The organism is Futiania mangrovi (genome assembly GCF_024158125.1).
In the GTDB taxonomy this organism is placed as follows: domain Bacteria; phylum Pseudomonadota; class Alphaproteobacteria; order Futianiales; family Futianiaceae; genus Futiania; species Futiania mangrovi.
In genome coordinates this window covers 270500-288014 of sequence record NZ_JAMZFT010000002.1, presented here as the reverse complement: position 1 = coordinate 288014, position 17515 = coordinate 270500, and the positions used below count along the sequence as shown (strand labels likewise).

At 70.0% G+C, this 17515-nt stretch carries 19 protein-coding genes; 8 read left to right on the top strand and 11 right to left on the bottom strand.

Going from position 1 to position 17515, the window contains the following annotated elements; translation table 11 throughout:
• Positions 1–25: 25 nt before the first annotated feature.
• From NJQ99_RS08300 to rsmI, 5 genes are all read right to left on the bottom strand, one after another.
• Positions 26–928, bottom strand: coding sequence for an alpha/beta hydrolase (locus NJQ99_RS08300; RefSeq protein WP_269332362.1), 903 nt, complete (start codon positions 926–928; stop codon positions 26–28).
• The gene (gshB, locus tag NJQ99_RS08295) at positions 925–1917 is read right to left on the bottom strand and encodes a glutathione synthase (protein WP_269332361.1); all 993 of its coding nucleotides are present in this window, start codon (positions 1915–1917) and stop codon (positions 925–927) included. The genes NJQ99_RS08300 and gshB overlap by 4 nt, the downstream gene beginning before the upstream one ends.
• A 139-nt stretch (positions 1918–2056) precedes the next feature.
• Positions 2057–2713 carry a BON domain-containing protein gene (locus tag NJQ99_RS08290; RefSeq protein WP_269332360.1) on the bottom strand — a complete coding sequence of 219 codons (657 nt, stop codon included), beginning with the start codon at positions 2711–2713 and terminating at the stop codon, positions 2057–2059.
• A 28-nt stretch (positions 2714–2741) separates the two neighbouring features.
• Positions 2742–3131, bottom strand: coding sequence for a YraN family protein (locus tag NJQ99_RS08285; RefSeq protein ID WP_269332359.1), 390 nt, complete (start codon positions 3129–3131; stop codon positions 2742–2744).
• The gene (gene rsmI, locus NJQ99_RS08280; RefSeq protein ID WP_407933359.1) at positions 3103–4035 is read right to left on the bottom strand and encodes a 16S rRNA (cytidine(1402)-2'-O)-methyltransferase; all 933 of its coding nucleotides are present in this window, start codon (positions 4033–4035) and stop codon (positions 3103–3105) included. Before rsmI ends, NJQ99_RS08285 begins: the two co-directional genes overlap by 29 nt.
• Before the next feature lie 36 nt (positions 4036–4071).
• Here rsmI and NJQ99_RS08275 point away from each other — a divergent pair, with 36 nt between their 5' ends.
• Entirely contained in the window at positions 4072–5328 is a 1257-nt protein-coding gene (locus NJQ99_RS08275) for a penicillin-binding protein activator (RefSeq protein ID WP_269332357.1), read from the top strand.
• 10 nt (positions 5329–5338) lie between these two features.
• Here NJQ99_RS08275 and hemW read toward each other — a convergent pair whose 3' ends face one another.
• Genes hemW through rph form a run of 3 tightly spaced genes read right to left on the bottom strand, consistent with a single transcriptional unit; the run spans position 5339 to position 7843 of the window.
• A complete protein-coding gene (hemW, locus tag NJQ99_RS08270) occupies positions 5339–6562 on the bottom strand; it encodes a radical SAM family heme chaperone HemW (protein ID WP_269332356.1) in 1224 nt (407 codons plus the stop codon).
• Positions 6498–7112: an RdgB/HAM1 family non-canonical purine NTP pyrophosphatase gene (gene rdgB / locus NJQ99_RS08265; protein WP_269332355.1), complete on the bottom strand. Its 615-nt coding sequence runs from the start codon at positions 7110–7112 to the stop codon at positions 6498–6500. Before rdgB ends, hemW begins: the two co-directional genes overlap by 65 nt.
• 11 nt (positions 7113–7123) lie before the next feature.
• On the bottom strand, positions 7124–7843 hold the full coding sequence (rph, locus tag NJQ99_RS08260; RefSeq protein ID WP_269332354.1) for a ribonuclease PH: 720 nt from the start codon (positions 7841–7843) through the stop codon (positions 7124–7126).
• Between the two features lie 212 nt (positions 7844–8055).
• Here rph and hrcA point away from each other — a divergent pair, with 212 nt between their 5' ends.
• Positions 8056–9132 (top strand): heat-inducible transcriptional repressor HrcA, encoded by a 1077-nt coding sequence (gene hrcA / locus NJQ99_RS08255; protein ID WP_269332353.1) that lies wholly within the window; start codon positions 8056–8058, stop codon positions 9130–9132.
• 21 nt (positions 9133–9153) lie between these two features.
• Entirely contained in the window at positions 9154–9732 is a 579-nt protein-coding gene (gene grpE / locus NJQ99_RS08250) for a nucleotide exchange factor GrpE (protein WP_269332352.1), read from the top strand.
• Between the two features lie 15 nt (positions 9733–9747).
• On the opposite strand, the gene NJQ99_RS08245 is transcribed toward grpE, so the two are convergent.
• Complete coding sequence (locus tag NJQ99_RS08245; protein WP_269332351.1) at positions 9748–10353, bottom strand: alpha-ketoglutarate-dependent dioxygenase AlkB; 606 nt, start codon at positions 10351–10353, stop codon at positions 9748–9750.
• A 158-nt stretch (positions 10354–10511) separates the two neighbouring features.
• On the opposite strand from NJQ99_RS08245, the gene NJQ99_RS08240 reads away from it, so the two are divergent.
• From NJQ99_RS08240 to dapB, 5 genes are all read left to right on the top strand, one after another.
• Positions 10512–11018 carry a PEP-CTERM sorting domain-containing protein gene (locus NJQ99_RS08240; RefSeq protein ID WP_269332350.1) on the top strand — a complete coding sequence of 169 codons (507 nt, stop codon included), beginning with the start codon at positions 10512–10514 and terminating at the stop codon, positions 11016–11018.
• Between the two features lie 231 nt (positions 11019–11249).
• On the top strand, positions 11250–13172 hold the full coding sequence (gene dnaK, locus NJQ99_RS08235) for a molecular chaperone DnaK (RefSeq protein ID WP_269332349.1): 1923 nt from the start codon (positions 11250–11252) through the stop codon (positions 13170–13172).
• Positions 13173–13270: 98 nt separating this feature from the next.
• The gene (gene dnaJ, locus NJQ99_RS08230; protein WP_269332348.1) at positions 13271–14428 is read left to right on the top strand and encodes a molecular chaperone DnaJ; all 1158 of its coding nucleotides are present in this window, start codon (positions 13271–13273) and stop codon (positions 14426–14428) included.
• 80 nt (positions 14429–14508) lie between these two features.
• On the top strand, positions 14509–15108 hold the full coding sequence (locus NJQ99_RS08225) for a class I SAM-dependent methyltransferase (RefSeq protein ID WP_269332347.1): 600 nt from the start codon (positions 14509–14511) through the stop codon (positions 15106–15108).
• Between the two features lie 74 nt (positions 15109–15182).
• Complete coding sequence (dapB, locus tag NJQ99_RS08220) at positions 15183–15995, top strand: 4-hydroxy-tetrahydrodipicolinate reductase (protein ID WP_269332346.1); 813 nt, start codon at positions 15183–15185, stop codon at positions 15993–15995.
• Positions 15996–16009: 14 nt separating this feature from the next.
• Here dapB and NJQ99_RS08215 read toward each other — a convergent pair whose 3' ends face one another.
• Positions 16010–16921, bottom strand: coding sequence for a bifunctional transcriptional activator/DNA repair enzyme AdaA (locus NJQ99_RS08215; protein ID WP_269332345.1), 912 nt, complete (start codon positions 16919–16921; stop codon positions 16010–16012).
• Positions 16922–16991: 70 nt separating this feature from the next.
• Positions 16992–17504 carry a DUF2244 domain-containing protein gene (locus NJQ99_RS08210; RefSeq protein WP_269332344.1) on the bottom strand — a complete coding sequence of 171 codons (513 nt, stop codon included), beginning with the start codon at positions 17502–17504 and terminating at the stop codon, positions 16992–16994.
• Positions 17505–17515 lie beyond the last annotated feature (11 nt).

The window sequence follows — 17515 nt, the reverse complement described above, 5'->3', positions numbered from 1 at the left end:
CAGAGAAAAGGCAGAGAGCGTGGCCCTACCGCGCAGTATGGCGGCGGATGAAGCGGCCAGCCTCGGCGAGTGCGGTCCGCGCCTCCGGCAGGACGTGCCGGAAGTAGGGCCAGGCATGCGGCATGTTCGGCCACAGGTCGAGGGTCACGTCGACGCCCGCCTCGCGCAGCCGGTCCGCCAGCCTGCGGGAATCGTCCAGCAGGATCTCCGTCGTCCCGGCCTGTACGAGGACGGGCGGCAGACCCTCCATCGCGCCGAACAAGGGCGAACAGGGGGCGGCGTCGAGACGGCCGCGCGGTACGTAGAGGCGGGCGGCCTCTGCCGCGAAATGCGGGCTCAGCATCGGGTCGGCGGCGGCGTTCTTCCGCATGCTCTCGCCGCTGCCGGTGAGATCGGTCCAGGGCGAGAAGAGGACGGCGCATGCCGGTCCGGGAAGCCCGGCGTCCCGGATCGCCTGCATCGCCGCAAGCGCAAGGCCGCCGCCCGCACTGTCGCCGGCAATGGCTACGCCCTGCGGCGGCAGTCCCGCCTCCAGCAGGCCTTTCCATGCGGCCACCACGTCCTCGACCGCGGCGGGGCAGGGATGCTCCGGCGCAAGCCGGTAGTCGGCGGCAAACAGCCGCGCGCCCGCGGCCTTCGCCAGCCGCCATGTGAGCGGCCGGTGTGTGCGTGGCGAGCCGCAGACATAGCCGCCGCCATGCAGGTAAAGGATGGCCGGCGTCTCGAGCGCCGGACCCGTCTCGACCCACTCGCCGGGCACGCCGCCGATCCGGGCGGGCAGGATGCGCACCTCCGGTGGCGGCGGCGGCAGGATACGGACGTCGCGGTCCATCTTGGCCCGGACCCAGCCGACGCCACGGTCGGGTTTCAGTCCGCGCTTGATGGTCCAGCGCAGATAGGCGCGCAGAAGGGGTGCCTGCCAGCTCACGCCGCCGACTTCGCCGCCACCCGGCCTTCCACTGCATCCCAGATCAGGGCCGCGATATTGGTGCCGTCGAACCGCTCGATCTCCTGGATGCCGGTGGGCGACGTCACGTTGATCTCGGTCAGCCAGTCGCCGATCACGTCGATGCCGACGAAGACAAGGCCGCGCGTCTTCAGTTCCGGCCCGATGCGGGCGCAGATCTCCCGGTCGCGGGCGCTCATCTCCACGGGCTCGGCCCTGCCGCCGACGTGCATGTTGGAGCGTGCGTCGCCTGCCGCGGGCACGCGGTTGATCGCGCCCGCCGCCACGCCGTCGACGAGCACGATGCGCTTGTCGCCCTTGCGCACCTCCGGCAGGAAGCGCTGCACGATCACGGGCTCGCGGCTCATGCCCATGAACAGCTCCAGCAGCGCGTTCAGGTTCGCATCGGATTCCGGCAGGTGGAAGACACCCGCGCCGCCATTGCCGTAAAGCGGCTTCACGATGATGTCGCCATGCTCCTCGCGGAACGACCTTATGGTCATGGGATCGCGTGAGATGAGCGTCGGCGGCATCAGGTCCGGGAAGCGCGTCACGAACAGCTTCTCCGGGGCGTTGCGCACTTCGGCCGGGTCGTTGACCACCAGCGTTTCGCCATGGACCTGCTCCAGCAGGTGGGTCGCCGTGATGTAGGCCATGTCGAAGGGCGGATCCTGGCGCATCAGCACGACATCGGTGTCGCGGCCGAGGTCGAGCAGCGCGTCCTCCCCGAAGCTCACATGGTTGCCGATCTCGCGGCGGACCTCGATCCGGCGGGCTTGCGCGATGACGCGGCCGGCCCGGTAGCTCAGCGCATCCGGCAGGTAGTACCAGAGGGTATGACTGCGCTCCTGCGCCTCCAGCGCGAGGCGAAAGGTGGAATCGCCGCGGATGTCGATCCCCTCGATCGGGTCCATCTGGATGGCGACGCGCAGTCCGGCCCTACCGGCTGCGCGCGATTGGTCCTGGCTCATCTCTGCGTGGTTCCTCTTCGGGCGGGCCGCGCCATATCCGCCGGGCCCGCGTGATCCCGGACATGGGCCAAGTCATACGCCCGCGCAAGCCTTCGCATCAATCGGGAAGAGGGTCTGCCACCCCGCTGGGAGGCCGGGATCAGCCCTGCGGCCGCGCCACCGGTTGCGGCTGGCGCGACGGGTCGTCGACCGGCACCACGTAGGAGACGACCTTCTGTACGCCTGCGATGCGGCTTGCATGGCCGGTGACGCGCGCCTCCTCCTCCGGACTGCGCGAGATGCCGATCAGGTAGACCGTGCCGTTCACCGTCTCGACCGTGTAGTTGATGCTGCGGACGTTCTCGTCGAACAGCAGCTTGGTGCGCAACTGCGCCGTGATCCAGGCGTCCTTGGCGAAATCCACGATGCCGGAGCTGTCGCCCACCTGGATCTCGTTGATGACGTTCTTCACGCCGGGGGTCGTCCACGCCATGCGGGCGACCTCGATCCGGTCCTCCGGCAGGGGGACGGAGCCTGCCAGCAACACGCGGCCCTCCACCACCTCGATCTCGACGCCCGAGAACACGCCCTCGCGCGGCGATTCGAGCAGCTTGCCGTTGAGTTCGAGCTTGATGCGCGTGTCGTCGAAGGCATCGCCGACGGTGCGCTCCTGCGCGACGGCGACGCCGCCGGCCGCTGCGCCTCCGAAAACGACCGGCGCGCAGCCGCCGAGCAGGGACGTCCCCGCAAGCAGGAGCGGCAGGGCCAGGAGGGCCAGGGTGTGTCTGATGCGCCGCGCGCGCCCGGTCTCGGTCATCTCGATCTCCCGCAGGCAGCCTGATTCGTCATTCGCGCCAAGCGTCGGAAAGGTGGCGCACGCGCATCCACTTGTCCACGCTCACGACGTCGAAGCGCATGTCTGCCCCGGCGAGCCGGGCATCGCGCGCGATGAGCGACGCCGCCGCCCGGGCCAGCCGATGGCGCTGCCGCGGCGTGACGGCGGCCAGCGCCTCCGCATGGGTCGGACGCCGCTTGACCTCGACGACGAGGACGAGGTTGCCGCGCATGGCGACGAGGTCGATCTCGCCCACGGATGTGCGCACGCGGCGCGCCAGCACGCGGAAACCCTTGAGCCGCAGAAGCCACGCGGCCAGCATCTCGGCCAGCCGCCCGGCCCGTTCGGCCCGGACTTTCGCCCGCGGCGCTTCAGCGGGGGAGGGCGAGGGCGCGGGCATAGAGGTCGCGCATGGGCATGCCCGTCTCGGCGGCGATCTGGCGCGCCGCGCCCTTCACGCCCAGGTTCGGGACCAGTTCGGCGAGCCGGGCATCGAGGCTCTCTGCATCGGGGGCTTCCGTCTCCCCGGGCGGGCCGACGACGACGACGATCTCGCCCTTGGGCGGCCCCGCCTCGGCATAGTGCGCCGCGAGATCCGCGAGCGTGCCGCGGCGCACCTCCTCGTGCAGCTTGGTCAACTCGCGCGCGACCGCGGCCTCCCGGTCGCCCAGTACCCCGGCCATGGCGGCAAGGGAGGCGGCAAGGCGCGGCCCGCTCTCGTAGAAGACGAGGGTCGCCTGGTGGCCGGCAAGATCGCGAAGCGCACGTTCCCGCGCTCCCGCCTTCGCCGGCAGGAAGCCCGCGAAGGTCACCCGGTCGGTGGGCAGGCCCGCGCTGACGAGACCTGCAAGCAACGCCGAGGCCCCCGGCACCGGGATCACGCGATGGCCCGCCTCGAGCACGGCGCGCACCAGCTTGTAGCCGGGATCGGAGACGAGCGGCGTGCCCGCGTCGCTGACCAGCGCGACCGCCTCCCCCGCAGCAAGGCGGGCCAGCAGTTTCGGCCGCGCGGCTGCCGCATTGTGGTCGTGATAGGGCGTGAGCGTCGTGCGGATGCCGTAAGCGGCGAGCAGGCGGCCGGTCATGCGCGTGTCCTCGCATGCGATGACGGCGGCCGAGGCCAGCGTGTCGAGCGCACGCAAGCTCACGTCGCGCAGGTTGCCGATGGGGGTCGCCACCACGTGCAGCCCTGCGTCGAGTGGGGTTCTGCGCCACACCGGGGCGCCTGGGGCGCGCGCGGCTTCCGCCTCCGGTTGTGTCTCGGGGGCCTCGGGCTTAGTCTGTCGCACGCCAAGGGGTTCCATGTTACGCGGGTTACGTACGAAGGGGAGTATAGACCGATGGCTCAGACGAACGGCCAGCGCAATTTCGCGCCGCTGCTTGCGCGGGCGGCGAAACTCGGCGCCGTCCTGGCCGCGGCTGCGGTCCTGACAGCGGGATGCGCGCAGCGCACGGCACCCCCGGCCCCCGTTCAGTCCGGTTCGACCGGGGTCATCCTTCAGGATACCCGGCCCGCCAGCGAGCTACCGGCGCAGCTACCCGCGGCAGACGCCGCCACCCGCGATACGCCGGTGCAGGTTGCCGTCCTGTTGCCGACCGGCGCGCCGCAGCCGGGTGTGCAGCGGGTGGCCCGGGCGTTGGCCAATGCGGCGCAACTTGCGGCGAACGACCTGAACGAGCCGCGCCTGCAGCTCGCCTTCTACGACACGGGCGGGACCGCCGATGGCGCCAGCGCCGCGGCCCGTACGGCCCTCGACCGAGGGGCGGAGCTGATTCTCGGGCCGCTTTTCTCCCACTCCGTGCAGGCCGCCGGCCCGCTCGCAGCCAGCTATGGCGTGAACGTGATCGCCTTCTCGACCGACAGCACGGTCGCCGGCAACAACGTCTTCCTGCTGAGCTTCCTGCCGGAGGACGAGGTGGCGCGCGTCGTCTCGTACGCGGTGTCGCAGGGCTTCCGGCAGATCGGCAGCCTGACACCGGAAACTGCTTACGGCGCGCGCGTGGCGCAGGCGCTGACCGGCATCGCGCCGCGCGCCGGCGCGCTCGTGACCGCGTCGGCGACGTATCCGCCGGACCCGCAGGAGATGGCTGCGCCCGTGGAAGGGTTCGCGGCCCAGACCTGGCAGGCCGCCCTGATCCCCGAGAATGCGCTTGCCGTGCGCTCCGTCGTGGCGTTGCTGCCCTATTACGACGTCGATCTCGACGCGGTGCGGCTGCTCGGCACGGGGCTCTGGTCCGATCCGAACGTCCTGCAGGACCCGCTGATGCACGGCGGCTGGTTCGCGACGCCGCAGCCGGAGTACCGCGACGTGTTCGAGCGGCGCTACCGGGCCGCCTATGGCGAGGCGCCGCCGCGGATCGGTTCGCTCGCCTATGACGCGGTGTCTCTGGCGGGTGCGCTGATCCGTACCGGGATGGCGCAGCCCTTCGCCTACGAGGTGCTGGCCGACCAGGAAGGCTTCGCCGGCGTCGACGGCATCTTCCGCTTCAATGCGCAGGGTCTTGCCGAACGCGGGCTGGCGGTCATGGAGATCACGGCCGACGGCTTCAAGGTGGTCAGCCCCGCGCCCGACACTTTCGCGCCGCCTTCCTTCTGAACGGAAACGGTCAGACGAGCAGGTCGCGCAGGATCGCGTTGAGCAACGGGCGGCCTTTCCCCGTCACCGAGAGCGTGTCGCCCGCAACCCTGACGAGGCCGTCGGCCAGCAAGGGCTCCAGCCGCCGCGGGCTCATGGGCGCCCCGGCCAGCGCGGCATAGCGCCGGAGCGAGATGCCCTCCATCAGGCGCAAGCCCATGATCGCCACCTCCTCGGCCTGTTCGGCGGGCGGGATTGTGGCTTCGGCGCAGATGCCGTGGCCCAGCCGCTCGACCGCGTCGAGCCAGGCTTCGGGCGCGGTGTGCGCCTCGGTCGCGTGCAGCGCGCCGCCCACGTCGATGCGCCCGTGCGCACCCGGCCCCACGCCCAGGTAGCGACCGTGCCGCCAGTAGACGAGGTTGTGCCGCCCCTCAGCGCCGGGTGCGGCATGGTTCGACACCTCGTAGGCCGGAAGCCCGGCCGCGGCCGTAACCTCCTGCGTGATCTCGTAGAGCGCGGCGGCCGCCGCGTCGTCCGGCACCTGCAGCTTGCCGCGCCGGTACAGTTCGGCAAAGCGCGTGCCGGGCTCGATCGTCAGCTGGTAGAGCGACAGGTGGTCGGCGGCCATGGCGAGCGCTTGCGCAAGTTCGCGCCGCCAGTCGTCCGGCGTCTGGCCGGGCCTGGCGTAGATCAGGTCGAAGGAGATGCGCGGGAAGGTCGCGCGGGCGAGGTCGAAGGCTGCGCGCGCCTCCGCTGAGGTGTGCAGACGGCCGAGCCGCTTCAGGCTCTCGTCGTCGAGCGCCTGGATGCCCATGGAGAGCCGGTTCACGCCCGCCTCGCGATAGCCGCGGAAGCGTTCGGCCTCGACGCTCGTCGGATTGGCCTCGAGCGTGATCTCTGCGCCATCCTCCAGCCCGAAAAGGCTGCGGGCGCAGTCGATGACGCCGCCCACCACCTCCGGCGCCATCAGCGAAGGCGTGCCGCCCCCGAAGAAGATAGAGGCAAGCGGCCGGCGCGGGGTGCGGTCGGCCTGCACCTCCAGGTCGCGTATCAGCGCGCGCGCCCAGCGAACCTGGTCGACGCTCTCGCGCACATGACTGTTGAAATCGCAATAGGGACACTTGGCCGCGCAGAACGGCCAGTGGACGTAGAGCGCGAGCCCCGCTTCCCCGGCGTTGCGCGGCGGGCGCTCAGCCGCGCCGGAAGCAGGCGTCGACGAGTTGGGCAAAGGCGCGTGCGCGGTGGCTGCGGGCATGTTTCTCCTGCGGCTCCATCTCGCCGAAGGTGCGGGTGTCGTCCTCCGGCTGGAACATCGGGTCGTATCCGAAGCCGCGGTCGCCGCGCGGCGGCCACACTGCGCGCCCGTCGACCGTGCCCCGGAAGCTCTCGATATGGCCATCGGGCCAGGCGAGCGCCAGTACGCAGACGAATTGCGCGCCGTCGGGCGCATCCGCGCCCTTCTCCGCCATAGCCGCGTGGACCTTCTCCATGGCCACGCGGAAGTCCTTGGACGGCCCCGCCCAGCGTGCCGAATAGATGCCCGGATCGCCGCCCAGCGCATCGACGCAGAAGCCCGAATCGTCGGCGAGCGCGGGCAGGTTCGCGGCCTGTGCCGCCGCCAGCGCCTTCAGCTCCGCGTTCGCCTCGAACGTGGTGCCGGTCTCCTCCGGCTCCGGCAGGCCTAGGTCGCCCGCCGAGATCACCTCCGCGCCCAGGGGCTCCAGAAGCTCCGCGATCTCGCGCACCTTGCCCGGGTTGTGGCTGGCGATGACCAGCCGGCCGCCCTCGAACTGCCGCCGCGCCATGTCCGCCTCCCTCAGCCGAGGCCGAGTGCGTCGCGCTGCAGCGCCACGAGCCGGCCGATCCCGTCGCGCGCCAGTGCCAGCATGGAAAGGAACTCCGCCTCGCTGAATGGCGCGCCCTCCGCGGTGCCCTGGATCTCGACGATGCCGCCGGCGCCCGTGAGCACGAAATTGGCGTCCGTTTCCGCGCTCGAATCCTCCGGATAGTCGAGGTCGAGCACGGGCGTGCCCTCGTAGATGCCGCAGGACACCGCCGCCACGTGATCGGTCAGCGGCATACGCGCCAGCACGCCGCCCTGGACGAGTGGCGCAAGCGCCTGGTGCAGCGCGACGAACGCGCCGGTGATGGAGGCCGTGCGCGTGCCGCCGTCGGCCTGCAGCACATCGCAGTCGAGCGTGATCTGCCGCTCCCCCAGCCCCTTGAGGTCGGTGACCGCGCGCAGCGACCGGCCGATCAGGCGCTGGATCTCCTGCGTGCGGCCCGACTGCTTGCCGGTGGCGGCCTCGCGCCGCATCCGAGTGTTGGTGGCGCGCGGCAGCATGCCGTACTCCGCCGTCACCCATCCCTGGCCGGTGTTCTTGAGGAAGGGGGGCACGCGCTCTTCCACCGTGGCGGTGCACAGCACGTGCGTGTCGCCGAACGCGACGAGGCAGGAGCCTTCCGCATGGCGGGCGTAGCCGGGCGTCAGGCTGATCTCGCGAAGCTGGTCGGGCGCGCGGCCGGAGGGGCGCATGGCGGGTCTCCTCGATGAACGGGTGCGGGAACGCTTGGCGACGGTCTAGCGGGCGCAGACGCCGGCGTCAAAGGGCATGGGCCGCGCCGCCGAACCGGTCGCCGGGTCCGCGCCGAAGGATTGACCGCACGCGCGGCCATGCCTAACTGACGGATGTCCGCATGTCTCAGCGGGCGAGGAGCGTTTCGAGGGACAGGGTCACCGGCACCGCCATGAGGCTCAGGACACCGGCCAGCATCGAGGAATTGCGCGACCGCCCGCGCGAGATCTTCCGGCATATCGTCGAGTCCTACCTCGATACCGGCGCGCCCGTGGGCTCGCGTACCCTTTCCCACGCGCTCTCGATGCCCTTGTCGGCCGCCTCGATCCGCAATGTCATGCAGGATCTCGAGGCGATGGGCCTGCTCTACTCACCGCATACCAGCGCGGGCCGGATGCCGACGGAGATCGGGCTGCGGCTCTTCGTCGACGGGCTGCTGGAAGTGGGCGACCTGACGGACGAGGAGCGCACCTCCATCGACGCCAAGGTGGCCGCGCGCGGGCACACCTACGAGGACTTGCTGACAGAGGCGATCTCCATGCTCTCGGGCCTGTCGCGCTGCGCCGGCCTCGTGATGTCGCCGAAGGTCGACTCCGCGCTCCGGCATATCGAGTTCGTGCCGCTCAACGCCCGTTCCGCGCTCGTCGTGCTGGTGACGGCCGAGGGCATGGTGGAAAACCGTGTCGTCGATCTGCCGCCCGGCCTGCCGCCCTCTGCGCTGATCGAGGCGGGTAACTACCTCAACGCGCGGATCGCGGGCCGCACGCTGGAGGATGCGCGCCGCGTCCTCGACGGCGAGATCGAGGAGGCCAAGAAGGCGCTCGACGCGCTGACCGCAGCCGTGGTGGAAACGGGCCTTGCGACCTGGGTCGGCAGCAGCAGCGGAGAAGCGGCGGAAACGGCGAAGCTCCTGGTGCGCGGGCAGTCGAACCTGCTCGAGGACATCCAGATGGCGGACGATCTCGACCGCATCCGGCTGCTGTTCGAGGAGCTGGAAACCAAGACCGAGCTTGTGCGCCTCCTGGAACTCGCCCGCGACGCCGACGGCGTGAAGATCTACATCGGGTCGGAGACCAAGCTCTTTTCGCTCTCCGGCTCCTCGCTCGTCGTCGCGCCCTACCGCAACGCGCAGCAGCGTGTCATCGGGGCGATCGGCGTCATCGGGCCGACGCGCATCAATTATGCCCGCATCGTGCCCATGGTGGATTATACCGCGCGTGTGGTAAGCCGCCTTCTCGCGCGCGACTGATCAGCAGAAGAGAGTGACCGCATGACCGATCCCCGCAGCAAGTCGACCGAAACCCATGCCGCCGAAGCTCAGGAAGGCATGACGGGCGCGGATGCGCCTGCGGCCGACGCGGCCGCGCTGGCCGAGCGGGTGGCCGCGGCGGAGGCCGAGGCGGCGGAGCTGAAGGACCGGCTCCTGCGCACCATGGCGGACGCGGAGAACGTGCGCCGCCGGGCCGAGCGGGAGAAGGCCGACGCCCTGAAATACGGCGGCGCGAAACTCGCCCGCGACCTGCTGACCGTGGCCGACAACCTGCGCCGCGCTCTCGACGCTGCGCCGCAGGACCTGCCCGCGGAGGTCGAGGGTCTCTTCTCCGGCATCGAGGCGACCGAGCGCGAGCTGATGGCGGTGTTCGAGCGGCACGGCATCACCCGGCTCGACCCGACGGGGGAGAAGTTCGACCCGAACCTGCACCAGGCGATGGTGGAGATCCCCAGCGCCGACCACGCCCCCGGCACCGTCGTGCAGACCATGCAGGCGGGCTTCCTGATGGAGGGACGCCTCCTGCGTCCCGCCATGGTCGGCATCGCCAAGGCCCCGCCCGCGCCACAGGGGGCGTGAGGGCGGAACGTTCGTTTACGGTCGCGTCACGCGCCTGAGCGTCAGGTTCACCCGGCCGAGGTCCGGGCAGAGGGTGGAGCTGTCCGGCACCACCCGGTCGATGCCGTGGAAGGCGAGGCGGGCCGCACCCTCCAGCACCAGAACGTCGCCGCTGTCGAGCCAGAAGCTCGCCGTCGGGTCCTTGCGCTCCGTACCGCCCAACCGGAAGCGCGCACGGTCGCCCAGCGAGATGGACACGACGGGTGCATCGAACGTCTCCTCGTCGCGGTCCTGGTGCAGGCCCATGCGCGCGCCCGGGCCGTAGAGGTTGACGAGGCACGCCTCGGGATCGTGGCGGTAGCGCGCCACCTCCCGCCAGACGGCGAGGATCGCCTCCGGGATCGGCGGCCAGGGTTCGCCCGTCACTGGATGCGCCGGCTGGTAGCGGTAGCCGCCCGTGCGGTCCGACACCCAGCCGAGCGGGCCGAAATTCGTCATCCACACGCTGAACGGCTTTCCCGTGCGCGGCATCTCCGGCCGGAAGGGCGGGGCGGCAGCCATTCCCGCACGCACCTCCGCCAGCATGCGGCCCTGCTCCTTACGGCTGAGAAAGCCGTCAAGTTTCCTGACGCCCGTCAGCATGGCTTACGCTTTCCGATTCGTGCGGCTAGGGCAAACGCGCCAGTCTGTGTGGAAAACTGCGCTCTGCACGCATGCGGCGAATCTGGCCCGAGAGTTGCATCCAAGTGGGTCGGTTTCGTAACCGCGTCAACAATTTTAAGATTTGGGAACCAGTCAAAATGACCCTGAAAACTCTCACCGCCGCGGCGGCCCTGTCCTTGGCGTTTGCCATTCCGACGATCGCGTCGGCCGCGCCCGTTCTCGACGGCGGCTGGTCGTTCGACGAGATCCCCGCCGCGTTCACGGACTCGACCGAGTCGCCGATCTCCCTGTCGCTGGCCGGCCCCGCGGTGTTCCGCATCACGGACTCCTTCATCACCGGTGACACTTACTACGTCTACGACTTCGGTACGCTGATCCTGACGACGACGTTCCAGGCCTTCGCCAGCGGTTTCGGCGACGATGCCTCCGCCGACAGCGCGTGGACCAGCGCCTCCTGGTCGTCGGGCGAGGTGGCGCTGTCCGCCGGCAGCCACGAGATCACGATCCAGGGCGACGGTGTCGCCGGCACGCCGGCCGGCTTCTACACCCGCCTCGACAGCGCGCAGGTGTCGGAGCCTGCGGTGCTCGGCCTGCTCGGCCTCGGCCTCGTCGGTGTCTGGGCCGCGCGCCGCCGCGCCGCCTGATCCGGCAACATTCACGATTTGCGCGACGGCGCCCCTCGGGGCGCCGTTTGCCGTTTCCGCAGCAGCATGGCAGCACTGTGGCGCACTTGCCACGGCTCGCCGGTTGCGGCTCCACGGGCCCCCGCCTATATACCCCGCATCATTGGAGTCCACGACCCGCGAACGGGCGGGGGCGTGCCGGGTGCCGAGCGGGTCCGGTACGCTCGCTGAGCATCAAAAGGGTATGAGCACATGGCCAAAGTCATCGGCATCGACCTCGGGACCACGAACTCCTGCATCGCCATCATGGACGGCAAGTCGCCGAAAGTGATCGAGAATGCGGAAGGCGCGCGCACGACGCCGTCGATGGTCGCCTTCACGGAGGACGGCGAGACGCTGGTCGGCCAGCCGGCCAAGCGGCAGGGGGTCACCAATCCGGAGCACACCTTCTTCGCGGTCAAGCGCCTGATCGGACGGCGCTACGACGACCCGATGGTGGAGAAGGACAAGAAGCTCGTCCCCTACAAGATCGTGAAGGGCGGCAACGGCGACGCCTGGGTCGAGACGCGCGGCAAGGAAATGGCGCCTTCGCAGGTTTCCGCGCTCGTGCTGCAGAAGATGAAGGAGACGGCGGAAGCCTATCTCGGCGAGACGGTCGACAAGGCCGTCATCACGGTTCCCGCCTATTTCAACGACGCCCAGCGCCAGGCGACCAAGGACGCGGGCAAGATCGCGGGCCTCGAGGTTCTGCGCATCATCAACGAGCCGACGGCGGCAGCGCTCGCCTACGGTCTCGACAAGAACGACGGCAAGACCATCGCGGTCTACGACCTCGGCGGCGGCACGTTCGACATCTCGATCCTCGAGATCGGCGACGGCGTGTTCGAGGTGAAGGCGACGAACGGCGACACCTTCCTCGGCGGCGAGGACTTCGACATGCGCCTCGTCGACTATCTCGCCGACGAGTTCAGGAAGGAGAACGGCATCGACCTGCGCGGCGACAAGCTCGCCCTCCAGCGCCTCAAGGAGGCCGCGGAGAAGGCGAAGATCGAGCTGTCGTCGGCCCAGCAGACCGAGATCAACCTGCCCTTCATCACCGCCGACCAGTCCGGGCCGAAGCATCTCACGATGAAGCTCACCCGCGCCAAGCTCGAGGCGCTGGTCGACGACTTCATCCAGCGCACGCTGGAGCCCTGCAAGAAAGCGCTGGCCGACGCCGGCATCAGCGCGGGCGAGATCGACGAGGTCGTGCTCGTCGGCGGCATGACGCGGATGCCCAAGGTGCAGGCCGCGGTGAAGACCTTCTTCGGGCGCGAGCCGCACAAGGGCGTGAACCCGGACGAGGTCGTGGCCATCGGCGCGGCGATCCAGGCCGGCGTTCTGCAGGGCGACGTGAAGGACGTCCTCCTGCTCGACGTGACGCCCCTGTCGCTCGGCATCGAGACGCTGGGCGGCGTGTTCACGCGCCTCATCGACCGCAACACGACGATCCCGACCAAGAAGAGCCAGGTCTTCTCCACCGCCGAGGACAACCAGAACGCGGTCACCATCCGCGTGTTCCAGGGCGAGCGCGAGATGGCCGCGGACAACAAGATGCTCGGCCAGTTCGACCTGATGGGTATTCCGCCCGCACCGCGCGGCGTTCCGCAGATCGAGGTGACGTTCGACATCGACGCCAACGGCATCGTCAACGTCTCGGCCAAGGACAAGGGCACGGGCAAGGAGCAGCAGATCCGCATCCAGGCCTCTGGCGGCCTCTCCGACGCCGACATCGAGAAGATGGTCAAGGAGGCCGAGGAGAACCGCGACACCGACCGCAAGAAGCGCGAACTGGTCGAGGCGAAGAACCAGGCCGAGGGGCTCGTCCACCAGACCGAGAAGCAACTCGAGGAATATGGCGGGCGTCTCGGCGAGGCGGACCGCACCGCGATCCAGGACGCCGTGACGGCGCTCAAGGAGGCCGCGGGCGGCGACGACCTCGACGACATCCAGGCCAAGACGCAGGCGCTTGCCCAGGCGGCGATGAAGCTCGGCGAGGTGCTCTACGCCAACAAGGACGAGGACGCCTCTTCCGGCGGCGGAGAGCAGCAAGACGATGCCTCCGCCAGCGACGAGGGCGTCGTCGATGCGGAGTTCGAGGAAGTGAAGGACGACAAGTCCGACAAGAACGCCTGACCCGGCGGAGACGCCGGTTCCGGGACAGGCCCCGCCGGTGATCGCATGGATCTGGCGGGGCCTCTTGGAACCACGAGCGAACGAGCGTCGACTGAACCATGGAAAAACGGGACTACTACAAGGTCCTCGGCGTCTCGCGCGATGCCTCCGCGGAGGAGCTGAAGAAGGCCTACCGCGGGCGTGCGAAGGAGTTGCACCCCGACCGCAACCGCGACGACCCCGAGGCGGAACGCAAGTTCAAGGAACTCAACGAGGCCTATGACGTCCTGAAGGACGCCCAGAAGCGCGCGGCCTACGACCAGTTCGGCCACGCGGCGTTCGAGGGCGGCATGGGCGCTGGCCCCGGCGGCTTCGGTGCGGGTGCGGCGGGTGCGCGCGGCGGCGCGGACTTCTCCTCCGCCTTCGCAGACGTGTTCGACGACCTGTTCGGGGAGTTCATGGGGCGCGGCCGTGCGCGCGGCGACGGCCGGGCGCGCGGGTCGGACCTGCGCTACAACCTCCGCATCACGCTGGAGGAGGCCTACAACGGCAAGTCCGCGCAGATCCGCGTGCCGGGCTCGGTCTCCTGCGAGGTGTGCAGCGGCTCCGGCGCCGAGGCGGGCTCCCAGCCCGTCACCTGCCCGACCTGCTCCGGCATGGGCAAGGTGCGCGCCCAGCAGGGCTTCTTCACGATCGAACGGACCTGCCCGACCTGCAACGGCCTCGGCCGCATCATCAAGAACCCGTGCAAGGCGTGCTCGGGGTCGGGCCGCGTGGAGCGGGAGCGCACGCTCAACGTCACGATTCCGAAGGGGGTGGAGGAGGGCACGCGCATCCGGCTCTCCGGCGAGGGCGAGGCCGGCGTGCGCGGCGGGCCTGCCGGCGATCTCTACATCTTCCTCGAGATCGCGCCGCACGACCTCTTCCGGCGGGAGGGTGCGGACCTGCACTGCCGCGTTCCCGTGCCGATGACGACAGCGGCGCTTGGCGGCAAGATCGAGGTGCCGAGCATCGACGGTGGGCGCGTGCGCGTGGAAATCCCTGCGGGCACCCAGTCGGGCCGCCAGTTCCGGCTGCGCGGCAAGGGCATGCCGCATCTGCGCGGCGGGCGCCATGGCGACCAGTACATCGAATGCGTGGTCGAAACCCCGGTCAACCTGACCCGCCGCCAGCGTGAGCTGCTGGAGGAGTTCGACAAGGAAGGGCGCGACAACAGCCCGCAGTCCACGGGCTTCTTCGCCAGGGTGAAGGAGTTCTGGGACGGCATGAAGGACTGAGGCCTGCGCGTTTTTCCGCTTCCGGGCGCTCGGCTTAGAAGCTATGCCTGCGGCGTGATCCGTCATTCGAGGACGAATGTATGCGTGAGATAATCCGGGAACGGCGCAGGGCCCTGAAACGCGACGTGCAGTTCGTCGGCGCGATGATCAAGTCTCCGGTCAAGACCGGAGGCGTCGCGCCGTCGGGCCGCCGCCTGGCGCGCGCCATGGCTGCCGCCGCGTCCGCGGACCGTGCCGGCGTGATCGTGGAGCTTGGCCCCGGAACCGGCCCGGTCACGGCGGCCCTGCTCGCCAGCGGCATCGCGCCGGAGCGCCTCGTCCTCGTCGAGTTCAACCCGGAGTTCTGCCGCCTCCTGCGCCAGCGCTTTCCCGGCGTCCGCGTGATCGAGGGCGACGCCTATGGCATCAAGAAGACGCTTGAGGGCGTGGTGGAGGGGCCGGTCGCGTCCGTCGTCTCCAGCCTGCCGCTGATGACCCGTCCGCGTCAGGTGCGCCGCGCGCTGGTCGAGGATTGTGCCGAGCTGATGGGACCGGGCGGCATCTTCGTCCAGTTCACCTACTCCCGCGGCTCGCCGGTGCGCGACTTGCCGGACGGCTTCGACATCCATGGCGGGCGGCGCGTCTGGCTCAATGTCTGGCCTGCGCGCGTCTGGACCTACGCGCGGCGTGCGGACGCCTGACCGCTTTACCCCACGCTCTGCCGGTGCTACCTCCCCCGCGGGATGACCGTTTGCGCGGGTGAGGAGGGCTTGTCATGGCAGACGTACGAATCGCGGTGGCCGGGGCGAGCGGCCGCATGGGCCGCACGTTTCTCGAAACCGTTCTCGATACGGACGGGGCCGTGCTCTCCGGCGCGATCGAGCGGCCGGGGCACGATCTTCTCGGCACCGACGCCGGCCGCCTGATCGGCCGGCCGGACACGGGCGTCCCGCTGACCGACGATGCGCTCGACGTGCTGGTGCAGAGTGATGCGCTGCTCGACTTCACCGCGCCTGCAGCGACCGTCGAGTTCGCGGGCCTTGCCGCGCAGGCGCGCATCGTCCATGTGATCGGCACGACCGGCTTTTCCGCCGACGACGAGAAGAAGATCGCCGCAGCCGCCCGTCACGCGACCATCGTCAAGTCGGGCAACATGAGCCTCGGCGTGAACCTCCTGCAGGCGCTGATCCGCAAGGTTGCGGCCACGCTCGATGCCGACTGGGACGTGGAGGTCGTTGAGATGCACCACCGGCACAAGGTCGACGCGCCGTCGGGCACCGCCCTGATGTTCGCAGAGGCTGCTGCCGAGGGCCGCGGCGTACGCCTGGGCGAGGTCGCCGACCGCGGCCGCGACGGGCACACGGGCGCGCGCGTGCGCGGTCACATCGGCCTTGCGGCCTTGCGCGGCGGCAATGTCGTGGGCGAGCACACGACGATCTTCGCGGCGGACGACGAGCGGATCGAGCTGCGCCACATCGCGGCCGACCGCCGCATCTTCGCGCGCGGCGCGGTCAAGGCGGCGCTGTGGGGGCAGGGCCGGCCGCCCGGCATCTACACCATGGCGGACGTGCTCGGCATCGACTTCTGAACGCAAGGGGCGCGTCACGCCGCGCCCGCTTCCGTCCGTTCGTCGGCGCGTGCAGCTTCCATGGCGAGCAGCGCCCGCTTGGTCTTCAGGCCCCAGTGATATCCTGCGAGCGCGCCGGTCCCCCGTAGCACCCTGTGACAGGGGATGAGGTAGGAGACCGGGTTGCGCCCGACGGCGGTGCCGACCGCGCGGACGGCTTTCGCGTCGCCAAGGTGTTGCGCGATCCGCGCATAGGTCGTGACCGCGCCCGGCGGGATACGCAACAGCGCCTCCCACACCCGGACCTGGAAGTTCGTGCCCATGACGTGCAGGCGCAGGGGCGCGCCTGCCGTGTCGCTGAAGATCTCCGCGATGCGCGCCGCCGCCCCCTCGTCGTCGCGCGCCATGCGCGCATGCGGCCAGCGGGCCCCCATGTCGTCGAGCGCCACCTCCCGCCCCATCTCCAGCGTGAAGCCCATGCCGCATATGCCGCGCTCGGTCCAGCAGACGATCGCCTCGCCGAAGGGCGTGGACGCATAGCCGAAGCGGATGACGAGCCCCTCTCCGCCGCGCTTGAACTCGCCCGGGGTCATGGCGTCGAGCGTGACGAACAGGTCGTGCAGCCGCGACGGACCCGAAAGGCCGGCGTCGAAGGCCGCGTCCATGACGCTCGCCGACCGGTCGAGGCGCTGCTTGGCGTGGTCGAGCGTGAGATAGGCCACGAACCTCCTCGGACTGACGCCGGTCCAGCGCGTGAACAGCCGCTGGAAGTGCCAGGGCGACAGGCCCGCCGCCTCTGCCGCCTCATCCAGCATCGGCTGTTCCGTGTAGTGTTCCTCAAGCCAGGCGATCGCCCGGCCGATGCGGGCGAAGGCCTCGGCGCTGTCGGCCAGATCGTCGGCCAGGTTGTCGGACAGCCTATCCGGCTGCGTGTCGGGTGCAGTCATGGCGGGTCTCTCCATCCTTGCCCGCCAGTCTAGGGCGCAGGCGTGCCGCCGCGACACCCGGTTCTTGCGGTCAGATCGGGTTTCCAGCCGCGCGGGCCCGGCCCAGCGCATCCTCGAGCGCGGCGAAGAAGTCGCGCCGTTCCTCGGCGTTCATGAAGCGCCCGAGCTCCACCGCCACCGTGCCCTGTGTCAGCCGGATGCGCGGATCGTCCTTGCGCACCTCCTCCAGTGCGAGGCGGACCCAGTAGGGCTGGAAGTCCCACCGCTCCACCCGCCCGCCGGGGTGCACCCGGTGCACACGCAGGCGCGCGGGGCGCAGTTCCACCGTCTCGTGCAGGCGGCCGTTGCGGAAGCTCGTCCGGAACGCCCACCAGATTGCCAGCACATCGAGGCCGTAGAAGCCGAGGATCGGCCACGCGCCCAGCACCGTGTAGAAAAGCCCTGCGCCGAAGCTGATCGCCGAGATGAAGACCATCAGCACGATGAAGCCCTTGGGGCCCAGGGAGCGGTGCGGTCGCAACGTCGCGTCGAACACGATCTCGCCCGCGCTCTCGGTCCAGTCCTCATCCCGGTCGGGGATCATTGCCGCCGTTT